Raw genomic sequence first — 20835 nt, forward strand, 5'->3', positions numbered from 1 at the left:
AGGACGCCTCAGTCGTCGTCCTTGGGATCAAGTTCTGGAAACAGAATGTCAGTGAACCCGAAGCGCGTAAAATCCTTGATCCGCATCGGGTACAACATACCAATCAAATGATCACATTCATGCTGCACCACACGTGCATGAAAACCATCGACGGTGCGATCAATCAGATTGCCTGACTGATCAAACCCGGTGTAACGCAACTTGCTCCAGCGCGGTACCACACCGCGCAATCCCGGCACTGACAGGCACCCTTCCCAGCCCTCTTCGGTCTCATCGCTCAAGGGCGTCAAGGTCGGGTTGATGAGCACGGTTTCAGGGACTTCCGGTGCATCCGGATAGCGCGTGTTCTTCTTGAAACCAAAAATCACCAGTTGCAGATTGACGCCAATCTGGGGTGCCGCCAAGCCGGCACCATTGACTGCCCACATGGTATCGAACATGTCAGCAATCAGTGCCTCCAGCTCAGGGGTACCGAATTGCTGCACCGGCTCAGCCTGACGCAGCAGACGGGGATCACCCATTTTAAGAATTTCTCGAATTGCCATCTGCCACTCCTGCCAGTGTTATCGACCCGTCGCCAAACCTCAGGACTTCAGTTCCAGTTGTTTCAGATACTCAGTAAATGCAGGACCAGTTTCTGCATGCTTCATACCCATGGCAACCGTGGCCTTGAGATAACCGAGCTTGGAACCGCAGTCATAGCGTTGCCCTTGATAACGATAAGCCAGTACCGACTCGGCATTCATCAAAGCGGCAATCCCATCGGTCAACTGAATCTCGCCACCGGCGCCTTTGCCGAGGTTTTCCAGATAATCGAAAATACGGTTGTTGAGCACATAGCGGCCAACCACCGCCAGTGTCGATGGTGCCTGATCCGGAGCTGGCTTCTCGACGATGCCGTTGACCCGCTCCAGGTTCTCCTGATACGAGGTTGCACTGACAATACCGTATTGCTTGGTCTCGCTGCGCGGCACGTCCTGCACCGCTAGCAGACTTAAGCGTTCGCGCTCATAGACTTCGGTCATCTGAGCCATGACCGGCTTTTGCCCGGCGGCGACATCCATGAAATCGTCGGCCAGCAAGACCGCAAACGGCTCGTCACCCACCACAGGGCGGGCGCATAACACAGCATGCCCCAGACCCAATGGGGCCGATTGACGAATGAAGATGCAGGTCACGTTCTTGGGAATCACGTTGCGCACGATGTCGAGCAATTGCTGCTTGCCGGCCGCTTCCAGTTCAGCTTCCAGCTCATAGGCCTTATCGAAGTGGTCTTCAATGGCACGCTTGTTGCGGCCGGTGATGAACACCATCTCGGTGATCCCGGCAGCGACTGCCTCTTCCACCGCGTAATGAATCAGAGGCTTGTCGACGATCGGCAGCATTTCTTTGGGCTGAGCCTTGGTGGCCGGCAAGAAGCGGCTTCCCAAACCTGCCACAGGAAATACCGCTTTTCTGATTTTTCTACTCATGACTACTCCAAGAGAACATCAATAATTTTATTCAACGCTGTGGCATCATAGCTTGTGCGGGTACCGATTTATGACACAGTCTCCTCATCATCCTCGCCCTGCGCGAGCAATGCCAGCAAGCCAGCTTCATCGAGAATGGTAATACCAAGCTCTTCGGCTTTGGCAAGTTTAGTGCCAGCCTCGGCGCCAGCGACGACATAGCTGGTTTTCTTGGATACCGAGCCACTGACTTTACCACCGGCAGCTTCAATTTTTTGAGCGGCATCATCGCGGGTCAGGTTCGGCAAAGTACCCGTGAGGACGAAGGTTTTACCCGCCAAAAACCGGGCCGGCATCTCGATACCACTGCCCTCGCTCCAATGCAGCCCTGCTGCACGCAACTGCTGTACCAGCTCGACATTGAGCGCATCAGCAAAAAATGCAGTAATGGAACTGGCGACGACCGGCCCGACATCAGCAACTTCCAGCAGTTGCTCGGATGTTGCCGCCATGACGGCATCCATGTTCCCGAAATGGCGCGCCAGCTCCTTGGCGGTTGCTTCGCCTACATGGCGGATACCGAGTGCGTAGATAAAGCGAGCCAGCGTGGTCGATTTGGATTTTTCCAACGCATCAAGGACGTTCTGAGCCGACTTTTCAGCCATCCGGTCCAGCTCAGCGAGCGAGGTCAGTCCAAGCCGATACAGGTCGGCTGGCGTGGTGATGACATTCTTGTCGACCAGTTGATCGATCAACTGCTCACCCAGGCCCTCGATATCAATTGCCCGGCGCGAGGCAAAATGCTGCAAACCGCCTTTGCGTTGTGCGGCGCATTTAAGCCAACCACCGGAGCAACGGGCAACGGCCTCATCTTCAGCGCGCACAATCGCCGATCCGCAAACAGGACAATCGGTGGGCATCACAAATGGTCGTGCATCGGCCGGGCGTGATTCAGGCACGGTGCCCACTACCTCGGGAATCACATCTCCGGCGCGACGCACAATGACGGTGTCACCGATCCGCACATCCTTGCGACGCACTTCGTCTTCATTGTGCAGGGTCGCATTGGTGACGGTTACTCCGCCGACAAATACAGGGGCCAGACGTGCCACTGGCGTGATCGCACCGGTGCGGCCAACCTGCACTTCGATATCCTGAACTACAGTCAATGCTTCTTGCGCTGGGAATTTGTGCGCAAGCGCAAAGCGCGGCGCGCGGGAGACAAAACCGAGTTGTTGCTGTAAATCCAGTCGGTCAACCTTGTAGACCACGCCATCAATTTCATAAGGCAACTGGGTGCGCTTGGCTCCGATGCTACGATAAAACGCGAGCAAACCATCGGCACCCTGCACCACCGCACGCTCCTTACAGACGGGCAAGCCAAGCGTGACATACCAGTCCAGCAGCGCTGAGTGAGAAGCTGGCATAGCGGCACCTTCCAGGACACCAATGCCATAGGCAAAAAAACGCAAGGTGCGCTGCGCCGTGATCTTGGAATCGAGTTGGCGCAAGCTGCCCGCAGCGGCATTGCGGGGATTGGCAAACTCCTTCAACCCGGCATCGCGCTGGCGTTGGTTCAGGCGGTCAAAGTCCTCCTTATACATCAGCACTTCGCCACGCACTTCGAGCACCGCAGGCGGCTGCTCACCGTGCAGCCGCAGCGGAATGGCGCGTACGGTACGGATATTGGCAGTGACGTTTTCGCCAGTGGCACCATCACCCCGGGTGGCCGCTTCGACCAATACGCCGTCTTCATAGCGCAGGCTGATAGCCAGGCCATCGAACTTGAGTTCCGTGGCGTAATCGATCTCTCGCGGGGACGACAAACCATCTCTGACACGCTTGTCGAAAGCGACAATATCGTCATCCTCAAAACCATTACCTAAAGACAACATTGGCACAGCATGCCGCACCTGTTCGAATTGCGGTAGCGGCTTGCCACCGACGCGCTGGGTCGGTGAATCGGCAGTGAGTAGTTCAGGATGCTGCTGTTCCAGCAATTGCAATTCTTGGAACAGCTTGTCGTATTCGGCATCCGGGATACTCGGATTATCGAGTACGTAATAAGCGTGATTATGGCGCTCCAGGCTACTTTTGAGCTCGGCGGCACGAATACGCCAGGGGCTTGCCTCTGGCGTAGCGGGAAGTGAATCAGGGTACATGATTAACGCGCTTGAAGCGCTTCTTCTGGGAGCGCTGGATTAACCGAACAGGCGTATGGCACGCTTGGAACCGGCGACCACCTGGGACGACTCCATGGCGCTATAAAACGCATTGACCTGCTCTGCAATATCACTCAGAGCGGCATCCGAGAGCAGATGATCGCTATCGTCAACGACAGTACCGCCAAGACGCATTGCCAGGGACCGGGCGCAGGCAACCATGGCGTTATAGCCTTCACGGGCCTGACTGACACGCGGTACATCGAGCAACAAGGTCAGGCGATCAGTGGTCTCGGCCGAGCCGGTAACATTGGTCGACATCGAAAATAGCACTTCGCCCTCGCCGTCCTGCATTACCAGATGACCATCGGTCCGGCGATCAAACCCTTGCCGTGTAAGTGCCACCAGCAAGGTAGTGACATTCCATGGCGCGCCATTGGAGCGTACATTGATACCCAATTGAACGTCATGATCGACGATAAATTGATGCAGCGATTTAGCGGTCTTGATGACATTCATCATGTCCGGCACTTCTGGCTCACCACCGATGGAGTCCGTAAATTCGCGCAAACGCATGATCAGCTCGGAATAATCGAGCTCATTGATGGCGCTGTTACGGTTGGCCAGCTGCACGCCAACCAGCATTGCATTGTAAGAATGACCCGGGGTTACCGACTCCCATTTGCTGGTCGTTGTGCGGGCAATGAAATTGACTGTCTTGTTACCGACATAGCGCAGATTTTGGATGCCTGGCAGGATTTTTTCGGCACGCACCGGCGCCTCCAGCGCGATGGGAATGAGGCAGTCGATCAACTCATCGATCGGCAATTCGGCTGGCGCTGGTGCGGAAGCGGCAGACTGGCTGGCTGCCAGGATGGCTGGATCGTCCAGGGTGGCGGCAACATGGCTCAGATCGGTATCGAGGTCTTCCCCGCCGAGCGGCTCGGTGGGATAGTCAGCATGACTATCGGCCGGTGTTTCCAGTGAGATAAAGGGTTCATCAGGCTGTGCAAACTGCGCCGCCGCCTCACTGAAACTGGATGGCGTGCGAGAGGATGACTGGTTTTGGGGGCGTTGTCTGGATGGCGCTGGTTGCGCGGCCTGGCGTGCTGGTTGCGGTGGAGCTTGTCGCAGCTCAGGTACTTGCTCAAGCTCGGGTTCACGGCGATCGTCGGCGTAGCGCGACTGGGGATGACTGTCATCTCGCTGCTCTGACGTATCCGACAACTCGGGTTCAGAAGCATCGTCACCGTACATCAATACATCGTCATGATCTGTCGAAAAAGCACGTTCTAGCGATTTGCGCGTCTTGTGCTCCTGCCATTTGTTATACGAGATAACGCCGACAAGGATGACGCCGCCGATAATAATCAGGCTGGTTTGGAGGTCTGTCATGCCAAATATACCTTGGAATTTTTCTTGATAGAGATGCGCGCCGCAGCGCCGCTGGCAGTCTCCGTTACGCGATTCGCCGAACCGCCCGGATCAGTATGTTCAAACATGTTCGGCTCAATAAAACTGGTCATAAAGGTCTTCGTGGATTCTTCAAACTCGCCAACAATGCTGGCACCATCTTGTGCAGTAAAGGCATCATCGCTGTACAACCACCGCCTCAAAACGCTTGTATGACAAGCTGTTTAGGGTAGTGTCCCGCCTTGGGCTTGTCAAGCTGCCCATACTCTGGGGCGGCATATGCTCGATTTAAGCGGCCTGCACATCGGCACTGAAGGTCGCAGCCGCCTCCATATCTACCGCCACAATCCGGGAAACGCCCTGCTCCTGCATGGTCACACCAATCAACTGGTTCGCCATTTCCATCGCGATCTTGTTATGGGAAATAAACAGGAACTGGGTATTGGATGACATCCGTTTCACCATATTGCAGAAACGCTCAGTATTGGCATCGTCCAGTGGCGCATCAACCTCATCGAGCAGGCAGAATGGCGCCGGATTGAGCTGGAACATGGAAAACACCAGCGCGGTCGCCGTGAGCGCCTTTTCACCACCCGAAAGCAGGTGAATAGTGGCATTTTTCTTGCCGGGCGGCTGCGCCATCACCTGTACGCCAGAGTCAAGAATCTCGTCGCCAGTCATGATCAGCTTGGCCTGACCGCCACCGAACAGGATCGGGAACAGCTCGGCAAAATGCCCGTTGACCTTGTCAAAGGTATCTTGCAGCAAGCCACGGGTTTCGATATCGATCTTGTGGATGGCGTCTTCGAGCGTCGTGATGGCTTCGTTCAGATCGGCATGCTGGGCATCGAGGAAGTTCTTGCGCTCGGACGCGCTGGCCAGTTCGTCCAGCGCTGCCAGATTGACCGCACCCAACGCCGCAATCGCATTGGTCAGACGGGTCACTTCTCCTTGCAGATAAGAAGGCCGCATATCCGGTGTCAATTTTTGCGACAGCGCTGCTTCATCGGCCTGTGTATTGGCCAGCGCTTCCGTGAATTGCTCCTGATTCAGCCGTGCGGCCTGCTCCTTGAGCTGCAATTCGGTAATACGGTCACGCTGCGGCTGCAGGCTGCGCTCGGACTGCAAGCGGGTTTCCTCATGATGGCGCAGTTGTTGCGACAGCTGATCGAGCTCATGACGGGCATCGGCCAGAGCACGTTCCTGCTCGCTACGCTTATCCAGCAGCGACTGCAAACCGGCCTGTGCAGCTTGATCGTCCAGATTTTCCAGCTCCAGATTGCCTTGTTGCATGCTGGCAAACAATTGCGCGGATTGTTCTAGCGCGGTAGCGATGCTGCGCTTGAGCTCGTCGATCTTGTTGCGTTGCGATTTTTCGGCAAATTCTGCTTCCTGCGCAGCGCGCTCAAGATCACGCAAGCGGGTGCGCGCATCGTTGAGCTGTTGTTCCTTGCCCAGATAGGTCGTTTGGCCTTGTTCGTGGGCTTCCTGCAATTCAGCCAGCTCGATATCGAGCTGTTCAAACTTGGCTTCAGATTCAGCCTTGATCTGTTGTTGCTCAACTTCCTGCACTTCAATTTCGGCCAGATCGGCGACGATCTGCGTGCTGCGCTGATTGAAGCGCTCCTGCACCTCAGACAACTTCATGACCTCAATCTGCAGCGTATGCACGCCTTGCGTCAGGCTGGCGACACGCTGGCGCAATTCCTGCAGGCGTTGGGTAGCGCCAGTGACCGCGGCCTCGGCACGTACCGCACGCGACTTGGCTTCCTCGGCCAGCATATGTTGCGCACGCTGCTGTTTGGTGATGTTTTCCATCTCCTGCTGGCGTGCCAGCATGCCATCCTGCTCCGAGTCAGAGGCATAAAAACGGACACTGGTCTGGCTGATAACATGCCCTTGCCGGGTCACAAAGCAGGCGCCGGCTGGCAACTTGCTGCGCTCGGCAAATGCGCTGGCCGTATCGTCAGCGATATAAATCTGGTGCAACCAATCCTGCATCAAAGCACGCAGGCCGGGATCGTTGAGTTGCAACAGTGTGATGAATGGCTTGAGTCCATGCTCGGCCGGCGCAACCGGTGCAGCCACCTGATTGGGCGCAAACAAAGCCAGCTTTGCTGGTGGCGCATCGCTGAAGAAGGCCTTGGCCCAGTCTAGATTGGAAACTTCCAGTGCCGACATGCGTTCGCGCAGCACCGATTCCAGGGCAGTTTCCCAACCCTGATCGATATGCAGCTTCTGCCACAGGCGCGGCAGATTGGCCAATTCGTGCTTTTCCAGCCAGGGTTGGACCTTGCCCTGACTTTGTACGCTTTCCTGCAGCTGCTTGAGCGCGGACAAGCGTGCTTCCAGCTGCGCCAGATTGTTGCTTTCAGTGGCTGCCAAACCCTGCGCGGTGCGACGCTCTTCTTCGACCCGGGGCAACTGCTCCTGCGCTTCCTCCAGCACCATGGACGCTTCTTCCAGCGCAGCCTGCTTTTCTTCCAGTTGCAGCTTGAGGTTGTTCAGGTGGGCATCGTCGGGCAATGCCAGACCGCTCTTTTCCTGCAACAGACGGTCGCGTCTGACCGCCAGACTGGAGAGGATATTGGAAGCATTACGTTGATGCGCTGACTCCAGCTCGATCTGTTGCTGAATCTGCATGATCTTGCCGCGTGACTCAGTCGTCTTCAGCTGGGATTCACGCCACGCCTGCTCCAGCACGGGCAACTTGTCATTGGCATCCTGCACAGCCTGCTGTGCCTGTTCGACACGCATACCCTGCTCTTCCAGCGCAATTTCGGCCTCGGCCAGCTCGTCCTGGTGTTGCGTACCCTGACGCTGCCACTGGTCGCGCTGCGCAGTCAGCGAATTAAGCTGAGATTGCAGGCGGCTGCGCGATTCGATCACGAACTTGATTTGTGCTTCCAGACTGCCAATCTCGGCATTGGTCTGATACAGATGACCTTGCGCCGTATGCAAGCGATCACCGGCACCGTAATGAGCCTGCCGCATATGCTCCAGCTCGGTTTCGACGTGTCGCAGTTTGGCGGTTTGCTCTTCCAGGTCGATCTGTGCTCTTTCAATTTCACGGAAGAATTTTTCCTGCTCTGCCCTGGCTTCGTTCTTACGCAGCAGCCAGAGCAATTTTTGCTTCTCTTCCTGATCGCCTTGCAGCTCGTGGAACTTCTTGGCAACTGCCGCCTGAGACTCCAGCTTTTCAAGATTGCTGCTGAGTTCGCGCAGGATGTCATCGAGCCGGGTCAGGTTTTCGCGCGTGTCGTGCAGACGGTTTTCGGTTTCACGACGGCGCTCTTTGTACTTGGAGACACCAGCAGCTTCTTCGAGGAAGATACGCAACTCTTCGGGACGTGCTTCAATAATCCGCGAAATCATGCCTTGGCCGATGATCGCGTAGGCACGCGGACCGAGACCGGTGCCGAGGAAGATGTCTTGAATATCGCGGCGACGTACCGATTGATTGTTGATGTAATAGGTTGACGTACCGTCACGGGTGAGCGTGCGCTTGACAGCGATTTCGGCGTACTGGCTCCACTGTCCTGCGGCCTTGCCGCTGTTGTTGTCAAAAATCAGCTCGACAGAGGCGCGCCCAGCCGGTTTGCGGTTGGTCGAACCGTTAAAAATGACGTCCTGCATCGATTCGCCACGCAGCTCGGATGCCTTGGATTCACCCAGCACCCAACGCACAGCGTCGATGATATTGGACTTGCCGCAGCCGTTCGGACCGACCACACCAACCAACTGCCCCGGCACCTGAAAATTCATCGGATCGACAAAAGACTTGAATCCAGACAATTTAATCGAATTTAAGCGCACGTTATCTACAGTTTCACAGAGTTTGACGGAAGCAGGCGAATTTACCCGCAATAGCCCGGTATCATAACATTCCAGCACGAAAAACCACCAAAATCAGCCCTGTCGATCGCTGTAATGCATTGCAACAAAAATGGCCTGCACAAACGCTTATGCAGGCCATTGACGCCAGTTTTGCAGCACATGCCAACCACATCGACAGGCAGCATCACAGCCTCTGCCAAGGTAGCATCGCCATATTGATCAAGATTAGAATGTTTCCCAATCACCATCGTCACCGGCACGCGGTGCAACCTGCTGCCGTGGCGCAGCAATCTGCGGCGCAGTCCTGGCTGGAGCAGGCTTTGAGGCAGGCTTAACCGATGTCGACCCAACTGGGACCACTTTGCGTACAACTGAATTTGCAACCACCTTTGAAGTTGGGCGCGCAACGACTGCGGCGGGGGCGGAAGTCGATGTGTTGACTTGAAAGAAGGCAACTGCTTCCTTGAGTCGTTGCGCCTGTGCTTCCAATGAACCTGCAGCTGCGGCTGCTTGCTCAACCAATGCCGCATTTTGCTGGGTACCACGATCCATTTGCGTGATCGCCTGATTGACTTGTCCGATACCACCGCTTTGCTCTTCGGTGGCAGCAGAAATCTCACCCATGATATCGGTGACACGCTGCACCGAGTCGACCACTTCGCCCATTGTCTGACCGGCGCGCTGCACCAGCTCCGACCCGGTATCGACACGGTTGACCGAATCTTCGATCAGGTCCTTGATTTCCTTGGCTGCTTGCGCGCTACGCTGGGCCAGCGCCCGCACTTCACTGGCAACCACCGCAAAACCACGCCCTTGCTCACCGGCTCGTGCTGCTTCGACTGCAGCATTCAGAGCAAGAATATTGGTCTGAAACGCGATTCCGTCAATCACACCAATGATGTCAGAAATCTTGCGTGAGCTTTCCGTGATGCCCTGCATGGTTTCTACCACTTGCCCAACCACATCGCCGCCACGCCGTGCAATGTCTGAGGCACTGTGCGCCAGTTGACCTGCCTGACGGGCATTGTCCGCATTCTGTTTTACGGTTGATGTGAGTTGCTCCATGCTGGAGGCTGTTTCCTCCAGTGAAGCAGCTTGTTGCTCGGTGCGCGAGGAAAGATCAAGATTACCGGCCGCAATTTCCTTGGCGCCGGTATCGATCGACTCGGTTCCACTCCGGATGCCGTCAATGACGGCGGCCAGACGTTCCCGCATACGCCCCATTTCATAGAGCAAACTGCGCTGGTCACCAGCACGCGTTTCTATTTGCATCGTGAGGTCACCACCAGCAATGCGCGCAGCAACATCCACTGCATAGGCTGGCTCACCTCCGAGACTGCTGGTGATATTGCGAATAATGGCCAGCATCATTGCCGAGACGACGATGCCGACCAGCGCCAGAATCGCGCCCAGTCGCATCAGATTTTGATAGAAGTCACTTTGAACATCATTGAGAAACACGCCGGACACCAGCAGCCAGTCCCACGGCTGGTAGTAAATGACGTAACTGACTTTTTGCGTGCGGTTACTGTCGTCCGTGCCTGGCAAGCGCCCCATGTACTCCACAAAGCCATGCTGCTGCGCCTGACCAAGTTTGACCATTTCGACGTAATACGGCTTGCCATCACTATCCTTGCGATCGGCCACATTCTTGCCAACTACACTTTTATTGGTCGGGTGCATCAGCACTACGGGTTTGGAATCGAACACGAAGATGTAATTGTCGTTGTCGTAACGCATCGCCGAAATACGCTCGAGCGCGTGCTTTTTTGCATCTTCCAAAGTGGTGGTGCCAGCGGCGACATCGGCGGCGTAGCTCTTGACGATACCCTCCGCCGTTTCAACGACCCGCTTAAGCCCGGCTTGACGCTCGTTAATCATGTTCTGGCGAGTGTTCAACGCCGACCAGCTCGCCAGTACCAGCAAGCCGACCCACATGACAAGCAGGGAAAGCAACAGCTTCGATTTTAGTGTTTTCATTGTTGCAACTCCGAATTTTGCGAGCAAGATAAAGAATTATTTTTATAAACAACCCGACATATTACCGGAAGGAAATAAGGTTGACACCCCAGAGCTGCCTCAAAATTATTGGTTATAGTGCACCCCGCCGTGGTCTCTGTCGAAGTCAGCTCTATGCAAAGGTATAATGTCAGACTCGCGATTGGCAACGATCTTAGACAACCTATCGCCCATTCACTTTGCTTTTTACACTCTCCGCCGTGAATCCACTACTCGATAAGCTGCACCCCTATCCCTTTGAAAAGCTCAAGGCGCTTTTCGCTGACGTCACGCCCAACCCTGCCTATCGTCCTATTAGCTTGGGCATTGGCGAACCCAAACATCCGACCCCTGAATTCATCAAACAAGCGCTCAGCGACAATCTCGGCGGTCTCGCCAGCTATCCCAGCACCATTGGTGCGGAACCACTGCGCGCCGCGATTGCGGGCTGGCTGGAGCGCCGTTATAGCCTGCCAAAGATCGATCCAGCAACGCAGATTCTGCCAGTCAATGGCTCGCGCGAGGCACTGTTTGCATTGACACAGACGGTCATTGATCCAGCGCAGCACGATGCGCTGGTAATTTGCCCGAATCCGTTCTATCAGATTTATGAGGGTGCCGCGTATTTGTCAGGAGCACAGCCTTATTTTGTCAATTCCGATCCGGCACGCAACTTTGCGCCTGATTACGACAGTGTTTCGCAAGACATCTGGGCCCGCGTCAAACTGCTGTTTGTATGCTCCCCTGGCAATCCAACCGGCGCGGTACTGGGACTGGAGGAATGGAAAAAGCTGTTTGAACTGTCAGATCGCTACGGCTTCGTCATTGCCTCTGACGAATGCTATTCAGAAATCTATTTCAAGCAGGAAGCCCCATTAGGTGGACTGGAAGCCGCACATCGGCTGGGCCGCAGCGACTATCCGCGACTGATCGCCTTCTCCAGTCTTTCCAAGCGCTCCAATGTGCCGGGTATGCGTTCCGGCTTTGTCGCTGGCGACGCTGCCATTCTGAAAAAATTCCTGCTGTACCGTACCTATCACGGCGGCGCCATGAGCCCGGCGATTCAGCAAGCGTCAATTGCTGCCTGGAATGATGAAACTCACGTCCAGGAAAACCGCGCCAAATACATCACCAAATTCCGCCAGGTGACCCCACTGCTACAGGAAGTACTGGATGTAGCACTGCCAGATGCGAGCTTTTATCTATGGGCCAAGGTCGATAAACTGGCAACCATCAGCGACACTGAGTATGCCAAGCGGCTGTATGCCGAATATAATGTCACTGTGCTGCCGGGCAGCTATCTGGCACGTGAGGCCAATGGCATGAATCCGGGTCAGCAACGCATCCGCATGGCGCTGGTCGCCGAAGTCGCAGAATGCCTGGAGGCGGCGCAACGTATCGTCGCCTTTACGCGCTCGTTGGTAGCTACCTGACGGTATCGGTATCGAGCCAGCACACTGTTTTCAATATTGCATTTCAACTTTACCTAGCAAACAACATGACGCAATCCATTCAGCAAATTATCGATCAAGCGTGGGAAGACCGCGCCAGCCTGTCGCCCAAGACTGCTCCGGCCGACATCCGCAATGCCGTCGCCGAAGTCATTGAAGGTCTCAACGCAGGCACTTTGCGCGTGGCTGACCGTCAAAGTGTAGGACAATGGCAGGTCAATCAATGGGTCAAGAAGGCGATCCTGTTGTCGTTCCGTCTGGAAGACAACGTCCCGGTTTCGACGGGCATCCCTGGCTACCCGCAGTTCTATGACAAGGTGCCAACCAAATTTGCCAACTACACAGCCGAAGACTTCGCCAGGGGCGGCTTCCGTGTGGTTCCACCGGCGGTGGCGCGTCATGGCTCGTTCATCGGCAAAAACGTCGTGCTGATGCCCTCCTATGTCAACATCGGCGCTTATGTCGATGAAGGTGCCATGGTCGATACCTGGGCTACCGTTGGTTCGGCCGCACAAATCGGCAAGAACGTTCACCTGTCCGGTGGCGTTGGCATCGGCGGCGTGCTGGAGCCGGTGCAGGCAGGTCCGGTCATCATCGAAGATAACTGCTTCATCGGTGCCCGTTCCGAAGTGGTCGAAGGCGTGATCATCGAAGAAAACTCGGTATTGTCGATGGGCGTGTATATCGGTCAATCGACCAAGATCTATGATCGCGAAACTGGTGAAGTGCACTACGGCCGCGTACCTGCAGGCTCCGTTGTGGTACCTGGCAATCTGCCTTCCAAGGACGGTTCGTACAGCCTGTATGCTGCGATCATTGTCAAGAAGGTCGATGCACAAACCCGTTCGAAGACATCGATCAACGAATTGCTGCGCGGTGCCTGATCACTAAGCTGATCACACCGTAGTCAATGCGTATCCTGGCCGGCATCGTTTGACGCCGGCCTTTCCCTTTTTTAGCGCTGTCTTATTTTTACTGTCGTCTTCTTATCTCATGAGCACATCTGCCACTACCGTTACCCTATACGGCATTCCCAACTGTGATACGGTCAAGAAGGCCAGAACCTGGCTTGATACCAATGGCATCGCCTATACCTTCCACGACTTCAAGAAGGCCGGGCTCGATGCCGCACAGGTCAATGCCTGGCTCAAGGATGTGCCATGGGATGTCCTGGTCAATCGCAAGGGCACGACCTGGCGCGCGCTCTCTGATGTGCGCAAGGCCGCCATCATCGACAATGCCAGTGCCACTGCACTGATGCTGGAGTCACCTTCGGTGATCAAGCGCCCCGTATTGCAACGCCACGATGGCCAGCCCACCCAGGTTGGTTTCAGCGATGTCCTTTATCAACAATTTTTCGCTATCCAATCATGAGCAAAACCCTGGCACTGACTGAGGAACTGATCGCACTGTCTTCCGTGACACCGGAAGACAAAGGTTGCCAGGCACGCCTGGTCGAACTGTTGACACCGCTGGGTTTTGTCTGTGAAACCATCCAGTCCGGCGACGTTACCAACCTGTGGGCGCGCAAGGGTAACAGCGCGCCTTTGCTGGCATTCGCTGGTCATACCGATGTCGTGCCAACCGGACCGGTAGAAAAATGGCAATCGCCCCCGTTTCAGCCAACCCACCGTGACGATAAATTGTTCGGCCGCGGCGCCTCTGACATGAAGACGTCGATTGCAGCCATGGTCGTCGCCGTCGAGGAATTCGTAGCAGCCCATCCTGAACATCAAGGTTCGATCGGCTTCCTGATCACCAGCGATGAAGAAGGCCCAGCTACCGACGGTACCGTTGTCGTCTGCAACCACCTCAAGGCGCGCGGCGAGCAACTCGATTATTGCATCGTCGGCGAACCGACCTCGGCCAAACAACTGGGCGACATGATCAAGAATGGTCGTCGTGGCACCATGTCGGGCAAGCTGACCGTCAAGGGCATTCAAGGTCATATCGCCTATCCGCAACTGGCCAAGAACCCGATCCATCTGGCAGCACCAGCCTTGGCTGAACTGGTTGCAGAACAATGGGATGCGGGTAATGAGTACTACCTGCCGACGTCCTGGCAGATGTCCAATATTCATGGTGGAACCGGTGCCTCCAACGTCATCCCCGGTGAAGTAGTGATCGATTTCAACTTCCGCTTCTCCACTGCCAGCACGGTTGAAGGCTTGCAGCAGCGAGTACGCGCCATCCTTGACAAGCACGGCTTTGACTATGATCTGAAATGGACCGTCGGCGGCCTGCCCTTCCTGACGCCGCGCGGCGACTTGAGCGATGCGCTGGCGTCGGCGATCAAGGCTGAGACCGGCCTCGATAGCGAACTGTCAACCACAGGTGGTACCTCGGATGGGCGGTTCATTGCACAAATTTGTCCGCAAGTCATCGAATTTGGACCACCGAACGACAGCATCCACAAGATTGATGAATATATTGAAGTCCGTTACATCGATCCGCTCAAGAACATTTACCGCCGCACCCTGGAAAACCTGTTGCTGTCATAGCGTCTGCTTTCAGGACACCCTTCCATGTACCGACCCAGAATACAGATCATGACACCCAATAATTTCGCTACTGTGCGCGACATCCTGCGCTATGCCATCACCCGATTCAACACTGAAAAGCTCTTCTTCGGTCACGGCACCAACAATGCCTTTGACGAAGCCGCCTACCTGATTTTGCATACGCTCAAGTTACCGCTGGATCAGTTAGAACCCTTCCTGGATGCACGCCTGCTGCAAGGCGAGATCGACAATCTGCTGCGGGTCATCGATCGCCGCACCGAAGACCGTGTGCCGGCCGCTTACATCACCAAAGAAGCCTGGCTTGGCGGCTATCGTTTCTATGTGGATGAACGCGTGATCGTGCCGCGCTCCTTCATCGCTGAACTGATTCCAGAACACTTTGCTCCATGGGTACAGGATCCCTCGTCCATTACCCATGCACTGGATCTGTGCACAGGTTCGGGCTGCCTACCGATTTTGCTGGCGGATGCCTTCCCTGAGGCACAGATTGATGCTGTCGACATTTCGCCGGAGGCGTTGCAAGTCGCGCGTCGCAACGTGGACGACTACGAACTGGGTGCGCGCATCAATCTGGTCGAATCCGACCTCTACAACGCATTACCAACGCGCCAGTACGATCTGATCATCAGTAATCCGCCGTATGTCAATTCAGCCTCGATGACCAAGCTGCCACAGGAATACCTGCAAGAGCCGCAACTGGCGCTGGCCGGTGGCACCGATGGTATGGATCTGGTGCGCACCATCGTCAAGGGTGCTGCACAACGCCTGACACCGCAAGGCATCCTGATCGTGGAAATTGGCAATGAACGTGCCTACGCCGAAGCGGCTTTCCCGGAACTAGAACTGACATGGGTATCGACCAGTGCCGGCGACGACATGGTGTTTTTGGTCACTGCAGAGCAGTTGCAAGATCTGGCATAAGTTATACGTCAAACCCAGACAAGAACAGCACCGTGGTTCACGCCCCCCCTTATTTTTTGACAGTCTTTTGATTGCAGCTTCACGATGATTCGTTTTCAGCAAGTTTCCCTGGCCCGCGGCGTTAAGCCGCTGCTGGACAATGTCGATCTGACACTCAACCCGGGCGATAAGATCGGCCTTATCGGTGCCAATGGCGCCGGTAAATCCAGCCTGTTTGCCATCTTGCGCGGCGAGTTGCACGCCGATCAGGGCAATATTGACTATCCCTCCAAATGGCGCATGGCTTACGTCGCGCAGGAAACGCCGGCGCTGGAACGCGCTGCCGTGGAATACGCGATTGACGGCGACATCACGCTGCGCAAACTGGAAGCGGAACTGGCTGCAGCGGAAGCGGAACCGGAAAGTGCTGCCAATGGCAACCACATTGCAGAACTGCATGCCGCACTGGCGGATGCCGATGCTTACACGGTGCGCTCACGCGCCGAACAGTTATTGCTGGGTCTGGGATTTTCGCTGGAGCAAATGGCACGTCCGGTTGCCAGTTTCTCGGGTGGTTGGCGCATGCGTCTGAATCTAGCGCAAGCACTGATGTGCCCATCGGATTTGCTGCTGCTTGACGAACCGACCAACCACCTGGATCTGGATGCCATCATCTGGCTGGAGGACTGGCTCAAACGCTACACCGGAACGCTCATCATCATCTCCCATGATCGCGACTTCCTTGATGGCGTGGTTAACGTCATCGTGCACATCGATGAACGCAAGCTCAAACGCTATTCGGGAAATTACAGCGCGTTTGAACGGCAACGTGCAGCCCAGCTGGAACTGGCACAAGGCATGATCGAAAAGCAGGCGCGCCAGCGTGCCCATCTGCAATCTTTTATCGACCGCTTCAAGGCCAAGGCGACGAAGGCACGTCAGGCACAAAGCCGGATGAAGGCACTGTCGAAGATGGAAGAACTGGCGCCGCTGCGCGCAGCGGCCGAGTTTTCGTTTGAGTTTCGTGAGCCCTTGTCTGCGCCTAATCCTCTGCTTGTGATGGAGAAGGTTAACGCCGGCTACCGCAGCGAAGATCCGACGACTTACGAGATCAATGAAAAGATCATCGTCGGCGGCATCGATTTCTCACTGCAGACCGGGCAGCGTATTGGTCTACTGGGCGTCAATGGCGCTGGTAAATCGACGCTCATCAAGACCGTTGCCAGCGAGCTCGATCCGCTGTCGGGTACCGCACAGTTTGGCAAGGGCCTCGTGATTGGCTATTTTGCCCAGCATCAGGTCGAGATGTTGCGTCACGACGAATCGCCGCTGTGGCATCTGGCCCGGATCGCACCTGATGTCCGTGAACAGGAATTACGCAATTTCCTCGGTAGCTTCAACTTCAACGGCAACATGGCCACGGCCAGTATTGCACCCTTTTCTGGCGGTGAAAAAGCCCGCCTGGCGCTGGCCCTGATTGTCTGGCAGCGCCCGAACCTGTTGTTGCTCGATGAACCAACCAACCATCTGGATCTGGAAACTCGGGAAGCCTTGACCATGGCATTGGCACAGTTCGACGGCACACTGGTTCTGGTCTCCCATGATCGCCATTTGCTGCGGGCCACCACTGACCAGTTCCTGATTGTGGCGGATGGGAAATTACAGATCTTTGACGGCGATCTGGACGACTATCGCGACTGGCTGTTCAAAACCAAGCTGGCGGCCAAGAACAATGCCGCCGATGTTGCACTGCCGGTTGCCGCCGAAGTCGAGAGCAAACCATCTCCTGCAAGTGCACCAGTGGCTGCGATCAGCAATGTTGACCGGCGCGAACAGAAACGACTCGAAGCGGAAGAACGACAACGACTGGCAGCGGCGAAAAAGCCGATCGAGTCTCGTATCAAACGACTTGAAGAGCAGATTGCCAAGTCCAATGAAAAAAAATCAGTCATCGATGCGCGACTGGCCGATCCAGCCATCTATGATGCCGCCAACAAGGAAGAGTTAAAGAAGCTCATCACTGATCAGGCCTATTGCGTCAAGGAACTCAATCAGCTTGAAAGTGACTGGCTGGAGCAGCAAGATGCGCTGGAGCAACTTGCCAGTTGAGTCCTTCGCGATGATCTATCATCCATATATGCTTCTTACCCAGATGTCTTTTGTCTAAACACGAAAAACGCGTAAGCTGCTGGCTAATCGGATTTTCTGCCGGTCAACAATTGCACATAAGGAATAGTGATGACATCTAAAAAGAACCGCACCGTTGCATCTTTCCTGGCAGTATTTCTGCTGGCAGGCGCCAGCGTCGCTGCCCACGCGACCGATCTGCTGGACACAGTCAAAGCGCGCGGCACACTGAAGGTGGCACTGGAAGGGACTTATCCCCCGTTCAACTTCAAGGATCCCAAGACTGGCGAACTGAGCGGTTTTGAAGTCGAAGTTGCCAAACTGCTGGCAGCCAAGCTGGGCCTCAAGCCTGAGTTCACCACCACTGAGTGGAGTGGGATTCTGGCTGGACTGGGTGCGGGCAAATATGATGTCATCATCAATCAGGTTGGTATCACTGACGAACGTCAGAAAGCATTTGATTTCTCCGATCCTTACACATTGTCGAGTGCACAGCTGATCGTCCGCAAGGATGAAAAGCGCCAATTCAACAGCCTGGAAGATCTGAAGGGCAAAAAGCTGGGCTTGGGCCAAGGCACCAACTTTGAGCAAAAAGCCAAGAGTGTTGCAGGTATCGATGTCAGAACCTATCCAGGTGCTCCTGAATATCTGGCAGATCTGGCCAGTGGCCGTCTCGATGCCGCTCTCAATGACAGCCTGCTGGTGGGTTATTTGCTGAAATCATCGAATCTGCCACTCAAGGGCGGCGCACCTGTTGGTTCGATCGACAAGATCGGTATCCCTTTCCAAAAGGGTAATCCCGAGTTCAAGGCTGCACTGAACAAGGCGCTGGCTGACATCAAAAAAGATGGCAGCTTCAAGCAAATCTCGGTCAAGTGGTTCGGTATTGATGTGAGCCAACCGCCTGCTGCCCAGTAACGTTAACTGAAGCAAGTGCAGACACCATCCCCGCGTTATCGCGGGGATATTTTTATTGGATCAACGACATATGGAAATTTGGGATTTGCTCCAGCAGGCAGCTCCAGTCATGCTCCGCGGCACTGGCTATACCCTGCTGTTCGCACTGTCATCGATGGTCGGTGGTTTACTACTAGGCTTCCTGCTGGCCGTTGCGCGGATCGTCCCCTGGCGCGCGCTACAATGGCCTGCCACGGTGTATGTCAGCCTGATGCGGGGCACGCCACTGCTGGTGCAGATTTTTGTGGTTTATTATGGATTGCCAAGCATCGGTATTGAATTTTCACCCCTGACTGCCGGCGTGCTAACGCTGAGCCTGAACGCTGGCGCCTATCTGTCTGAGAGCCTGCGCGGTGCCATTCTAGGTGTTGGCAAAGGCCAATGGAATGCCAGCTACAGCCTTGGCATGACCTATCCACAAACACTGGCCACCATCGTCATCCCGCAAGCGCTGCGCAGTGCAGTACCCTCCATGAGCAATACGCTCATCAGTCTGATTAAAGATACCTCGCTGGTTTCAGTGATCACGGTGACAGAGCTGATGTTATCGACCAAGGAAATCATTGCCGTGACATTTCGTCCGCTGCCACTGTATGTGATGGCAGCGTTGGTTTACTGGATTCTGAGTATCGGTTTTGAGGCATTGCAACATCGGCTGGAACAGAGGCTGGGCCGCGCACACCGATAAATTGGTGAAACAGACGACAACGCGCAGACGAACAAAAAGCCCGGCTATCTTTGCCGGGCTTTTTACTTGATACTCTGCCGCGTAATCAATATTCCCATTCAACGCTTGCTGCGATAGATGTCCTGACCAGCCTCGTCAATCTGACGTCGTAACTCACGCCGCTCATCAGGGCTCATCTTGCCGCGCCGTTGTGCGGCATCTTGATCAGGGGACGAACCTGGCCGCCCACCACCAAAACCGCCCGCGTTACGAAAATCGCCAGGTGGCCCACCACCGCGTCCGGGCTCTGGGCCACCAGCCCAGGCAAAAGACATGACGAGTGCCAGCAACAAAGTGGCAATCCCGAACTTTTTAATTACAGCGCTATCCATAACGGCATTTTTCCACATTTCTGGCTAAGGACAAAATTCGTCGTCTTGGTAGGCAGTGTAGGTTGGTTGGCCGGATGGTATAAGATGTTTCTGGTAAGGGATGTAACAGTTTGTAATCTTTGACGGCAGAGATATTGCCGATCGCCCTGAAGGCGCTACCATAATGCCATGAATACGACCAATACAAGCTCAACCGCTACCCAAACCCATCAATTCAAAGTTCTGGTGGTCGATGATGATATTCGACTACGCGATCTGTTGCGACGTTATCTGACGGAGCAAGGCTTCAATGTCGTGACTGCAGAAAATGCGCAAGCCATGAATAAGCTCTGGATCCGTGAGCGCTATGACTTGCTGGTACTCGATCTGATGCTGCCTGGTGAAGATGGCCTGGCAATTTGCCGCCGACTGCGCGGTGCCGGCGATCAGACGCCGATCATCATGCTAACTGCAAAAGGCGAAGATGTAGATCGCATCATCGGTCTGGAAATGGGTGCCGATGACTATCTGCCCAAACCATTCAATCCGCGCGAACTGGTTGCACGGATTCACGCCGTTCTGCGCCGCAAGGGTCCGGATGAATTACCTGGAGCCCCATCAGAGACACCCGAGTCCTTTGAATTCGGCGACTTTGTGCTCGATCTGGGCACCCGCACGTTGAAAAAAAATGGTGAAACCATGCCGCTGACGACAGGTGAATTTTCAGTACTGAAAGTATTCGCCCGTAATGCACGCCAACCACTTTCGCGGGAAAAACTCATGGAAATGGCGCGCGGACGCGAATATGAAGTCTTTGACCGCAGCCTGGATGTTCAGATTTCGCGTCTGCGCAAACTGATTGAGCCTGATCCGGCCAATCCCTTGTATATCCAGACAGTATGGGGTCTGGGTTATGTCTTCATTCCTGAGGGCAAGCCACGCTGATGCGGCTTTCGACAGTGTTGGCCGGAGTACGAAC

At 55.1% G+C, this 20835-nt stretch carries 17 protein-coding genes; 9 read left to right on the plus strand and 8 right to left on the minus strand.

The window, feature by feature from the left end; all coding sequences use genetic code 11:
* Positions 1 to 8: 8 nt before the first annotated feature.
* From def to FHW66_RS01430, 7 genes are all read right to left on the minus strand, one after another.
* The gene (gene def / locus FHW66_RS01400; RefSeq protein ID WP_183377919.1) at positions 9 to 545 is read right to left on the minus strand and encodes a peptide deformylase; all 537 of its coding nucleotides are present in this window, start codon (positions 543 to 545) and stop codon (positions 9 to 11) included.
* A 39-nt stretch (positions 546 to 584) separates the two neighbouring features.
* On the minus strand, positions 585 to 1472 hold the full coding sequence (galU, locus tag FHW66_RS01405; RefSeq protein ID WP_183377920.1) for a UTP--glucose-1-phosphate uridylyltransferase GalU: 888 nt from the start codon (positions 1470 to 1472) through the stop codon (positions 585 to 587).
* A gap of 68 nt (positions 1473 to 1540) precedes the next feature.
* Entirely contained in the window at positions 1541 to 3613 is a 2073-nt protein-coding gene (gene ligA, locus FHW66_RS01410; RefSeq protein WP_183377921.1) for an NAD-dependent DNA ligase LigA, read from the minus strand.
* A 39-nt stretch (positions 3614 to 3652) separates the two neighbouring features.
* Complete coding sequence (locus tag FHW66_RS01415; protein ID WP_183377922.1) at positions 3653 to 5008, minus strand: cell division protein ZipA C-terminal FtsZ-binding domain-containing protein; 1356 nt, start codon at positions 5006 to 5008, stop codon at positions 3653 to 3655.
* The gene (locus tag FHW66_RS01420) at positions 5005 to 5217 is read right to left on the minus strand and encodes a hypothetical protein (RefSeq protein ID WP_183377923.1); all 213 of its coding nucleotides are present in this window, start codon (positions 5215 to 5217) and stop codon (positions 5005 to 5007) included. The genes FHW66_RS01415 and FHW66_RS01420 overlap by 4 nt, the downstream gene beginning before the upstream one ends.
* A gap of 97 nt (positions 5218 to 5314) precedes the next feature.
* Complete coding sequence (gene smc / locus FHW66_RS01425; protein WP_183377924.1) at positions 5315 to 8842, minus strand: chromosome segregation protein SMC; 3528 nt, start codon at positions 8840 to 8842, stop codon at positions 5315 to 5317.
* 246 nt (positions 8843 to 9088) lie between these two features.
* On the minus strand, positions 9089 to 10843 hold the full coding sequence (locus FHW66_RS01430; protein ID WP_183377925.1) for a methyl-accepting chemotaxis protein: 1755 nt from the start codon (positions 10841 to 10843) through the stop codon (positions 9089 to 9091).
* A gap of 239 nt (positions 10844 to 11082) precedes the next feature.
* Between FHW66_RS01430 and dapC the strand changes: the two genes are divergently transcribed.
* From dapC to FHW66_RS01470, 8 genes are all read left to right on the plus strand, one after another.
* A complete protein-coding gene (gene dapC, locus FHW66_RS01435; protein ID WP_183377926.1) occupies positions 11083 to 12294 on the plus strand; it encodes a succinyldiaminopimelate transaminase in 1212 nt (403 codons plus the stop codon).
* Between the two features lie 65 nt (positions 12295 to 12359).
* A complete protein-coding gene (dapD, locus tag FHW66_RS01440; protein ID WP_183377927.1) occupies positions 12360 to 13196 on the plus strand; it encodes a 2,3,4,5-tetrahydropyridine-2,6-dicarboxylate N-succinyltransferase in 837 nt (278 codons plus the stop codon).
* A 109-nt stretch (positions 13197 to 13305) separates the two neighbouring features.
* Positions 13306 to 13686, plus strand: a complete 381-nt coding sequence (locus FHW66_RS01445) for an ArsC family reductase (protein ID WP_183377928.1) — start codon at positions 13306 to 13308, stop codon at positions 13684 to 13686.
* Positions 13683 to 14813, plus strand: coding sequence for a succinyl-diaminopimelate desuccinylase (gene dapE / locus FHW66_RS01450; RefSeq protein WP_183377929.1), 1131 nt, complete (start codon positions 13683 to 13685; stop codon positions 14811 to 14813). Before FHW66_RS01445 ends, dapE begins: the two co-directional genes overlap by 4 nt.
* A 48-nt stretch (positions 14814 to 14861) precedes the next feature.
* The gene (prmB, locus tag FHW66_RS01455) at positions 14862 to 15755 is read left to right on the plus strand and encodes a 50S ribosomal protein L3 N(5)-glutamine methyltransferase (RefSeq protein WP_183377930.1); all 894 of its coding nucleotides are present in this window, start codon (positions 14862 to 14864) and stop codon (positions 15753 to 15755) included.
* Positions 15756 to 15839: 84 nt separating this feature from the next.
* On the plus strand, positions 15840 to 17843 hold the full coding sequence (locus FHW66_RS01460) for an ATP-binding cassette domain-containing protein (protein WP_183377931.1): 2004 nt from the start codon (positions 15840 to 15842) through the stop codon (positions 17841 to 17843).
* 129 nt (positions 17844 to 17972) lie between these two features.
* Positions 17973 to 18779: a cystine ABC transporter substrate-binding protein gene (locus FHW66_RS01465; protein WP_183377932.1), complete on the plus strand. Its 807-nt coding sequence runs from the start codon at positions 17973 to 17975 to the stop codon at positions 18777 to 18779.
* A gap of 70 nt (positions 18780 to 18849) precedes the next feature.
* Positions 18850 to 19506, plus strand: a complete 657-nt coding sequence (locus FHW66_RS01470; RefSeq protein ID WP_183377933.1) for an amino acid ABC transporter permease — start codon at positions 18850 to 18852, stop codon at positions 19504 to 19506.
* A gap of 98 nt (positions 19507 to 19604) precedes the next feature.
* On the opposite strand, the gene FHW66_RS01475 is transcribed toward FHW66_RS01470, so the two are convergent.
* A complete protein-coding gene (locus tag FHW66_RS01475) occupies positions 19605 to 19877 on the minus strand; it encodes a hypothetical protein (RefSeq protein WP_183377934.1) in 273 nt (90 codons plus the stop codon).
* Positions 19878 to 20045: 168 nt separating this feature from the next.
* On the opposite strand from FHW66_RS01475, the gene ompR reads away from it, so the two are divergent.
* Entirely contained in the window at positions 20046 to 20801 is a 756-nt protein-coding gene (gene ompR / locus FHW66_RS01480; protein ID WP_183377935.1) for a two-component system response regulator OmpR, read from the plus strand.
* Positions 20802 to 20835: the final 34 nt, after the last annotated feature.

This window comes from Herbaspirillum sp. Sphag64 (assembly GCF_014192645.1).
Taxonomy (GTDB): Bacteria; Pseudomonadota; Gammaproteobacteria; order Burkholderiales; family Burkholderiaceae_D; genus Herbaspirillum.

Coding starts and splice junctions, on each gene's coding strand:
- FHW66_RS01465 (WP_183377932.1), top strand. CDS start 17,973: ATGACATCTAAAAAGAACCGCACCGTTGCATCTTTCCTGGCAGTATTT.
- FHW66_RS01460 (WP_183377931.1), top strand. CDS start 15,840: ATGATTCGTTTTCAGCAAGTTTCCCTGGCCCGCGGCGTTAAGCCGCTG.
- galU (WP_183377920.1), bottom strand. CDS start 1,472: ATGAGTAGAAAAATCAGAAAAGCGGTATTTCCTGTGGCAGGTTTGGGA.
- def (WP_183377919.1), bottom strand. CDS start 545: ATGGCAATTCGAGAAATTCTTAAAATGGGTGATCCCCGTCTGCTGCGT.
- dapE (WP_183377929.1), top strand. CDS start 13,683: ATGAGCAAAACCCTGGCACTGACTGAGGAACTGATCGCACTGTCTTCC.
- prmB (WP_183377930.1), top strand. CDS start 14,862: ATGACACCCAATAATTTCGCTACTGTGCGCGACATCCTGCGCTATGCC.
- ompR (WP_183377935.1), top strand. CDS start 20,046: ATGAATACGACCAATACAAGCTCAACCGCTACCCAAACCCATCAATTC.
- FHW66_RS01475 (WP_183377934.1), bottom strand. CDS start 19,877: ATGGATAGCGCTGTAATTAAAAAGTTCGGGATTGCCACTTTGTTGCTG.
- FHW66_RS01470 (WP_183377933.1), top strand. CDS start 18,850: ATGGAAATTTGGGATTTGCTCCAGCAGGCAGCTCCAGTCATGCTCCGC.
- FHW66_RS01445 (WP_183377928.1), top strand. CDS start 13,306: ATGAGCACATCTGCCACTACCGTTACCCTATACGGCATTCCCAACTGT.
- FHW66_RS01430 (WP_183377925.1), bottom strand. CDS start 10,843: ATGAAAACACTAAAATCGAAGCTGTTGCTTTCCCTGCTTGTCATGTGG.
- FHW66_RS01415 (WP_183377922.1), bottom strand. CDS start 5,008: ATGACAGACCTCCAAACCAGCCTGATTATTATCGGCGGCGTCATCCTT.
- ligA (WP_183377921.1), bottom strand. CDS start 3,613: ATGTACCCTGATTCACTTCCCGCTACGCCAGAGGCAAGCCCCTGGCGT.
- dapD (WP_183377927.1), top strand. CDS start 12,360: ATGACGCAATCCATTCAGCAAATTATCGATCAAGCGTGGGAAGACCGC.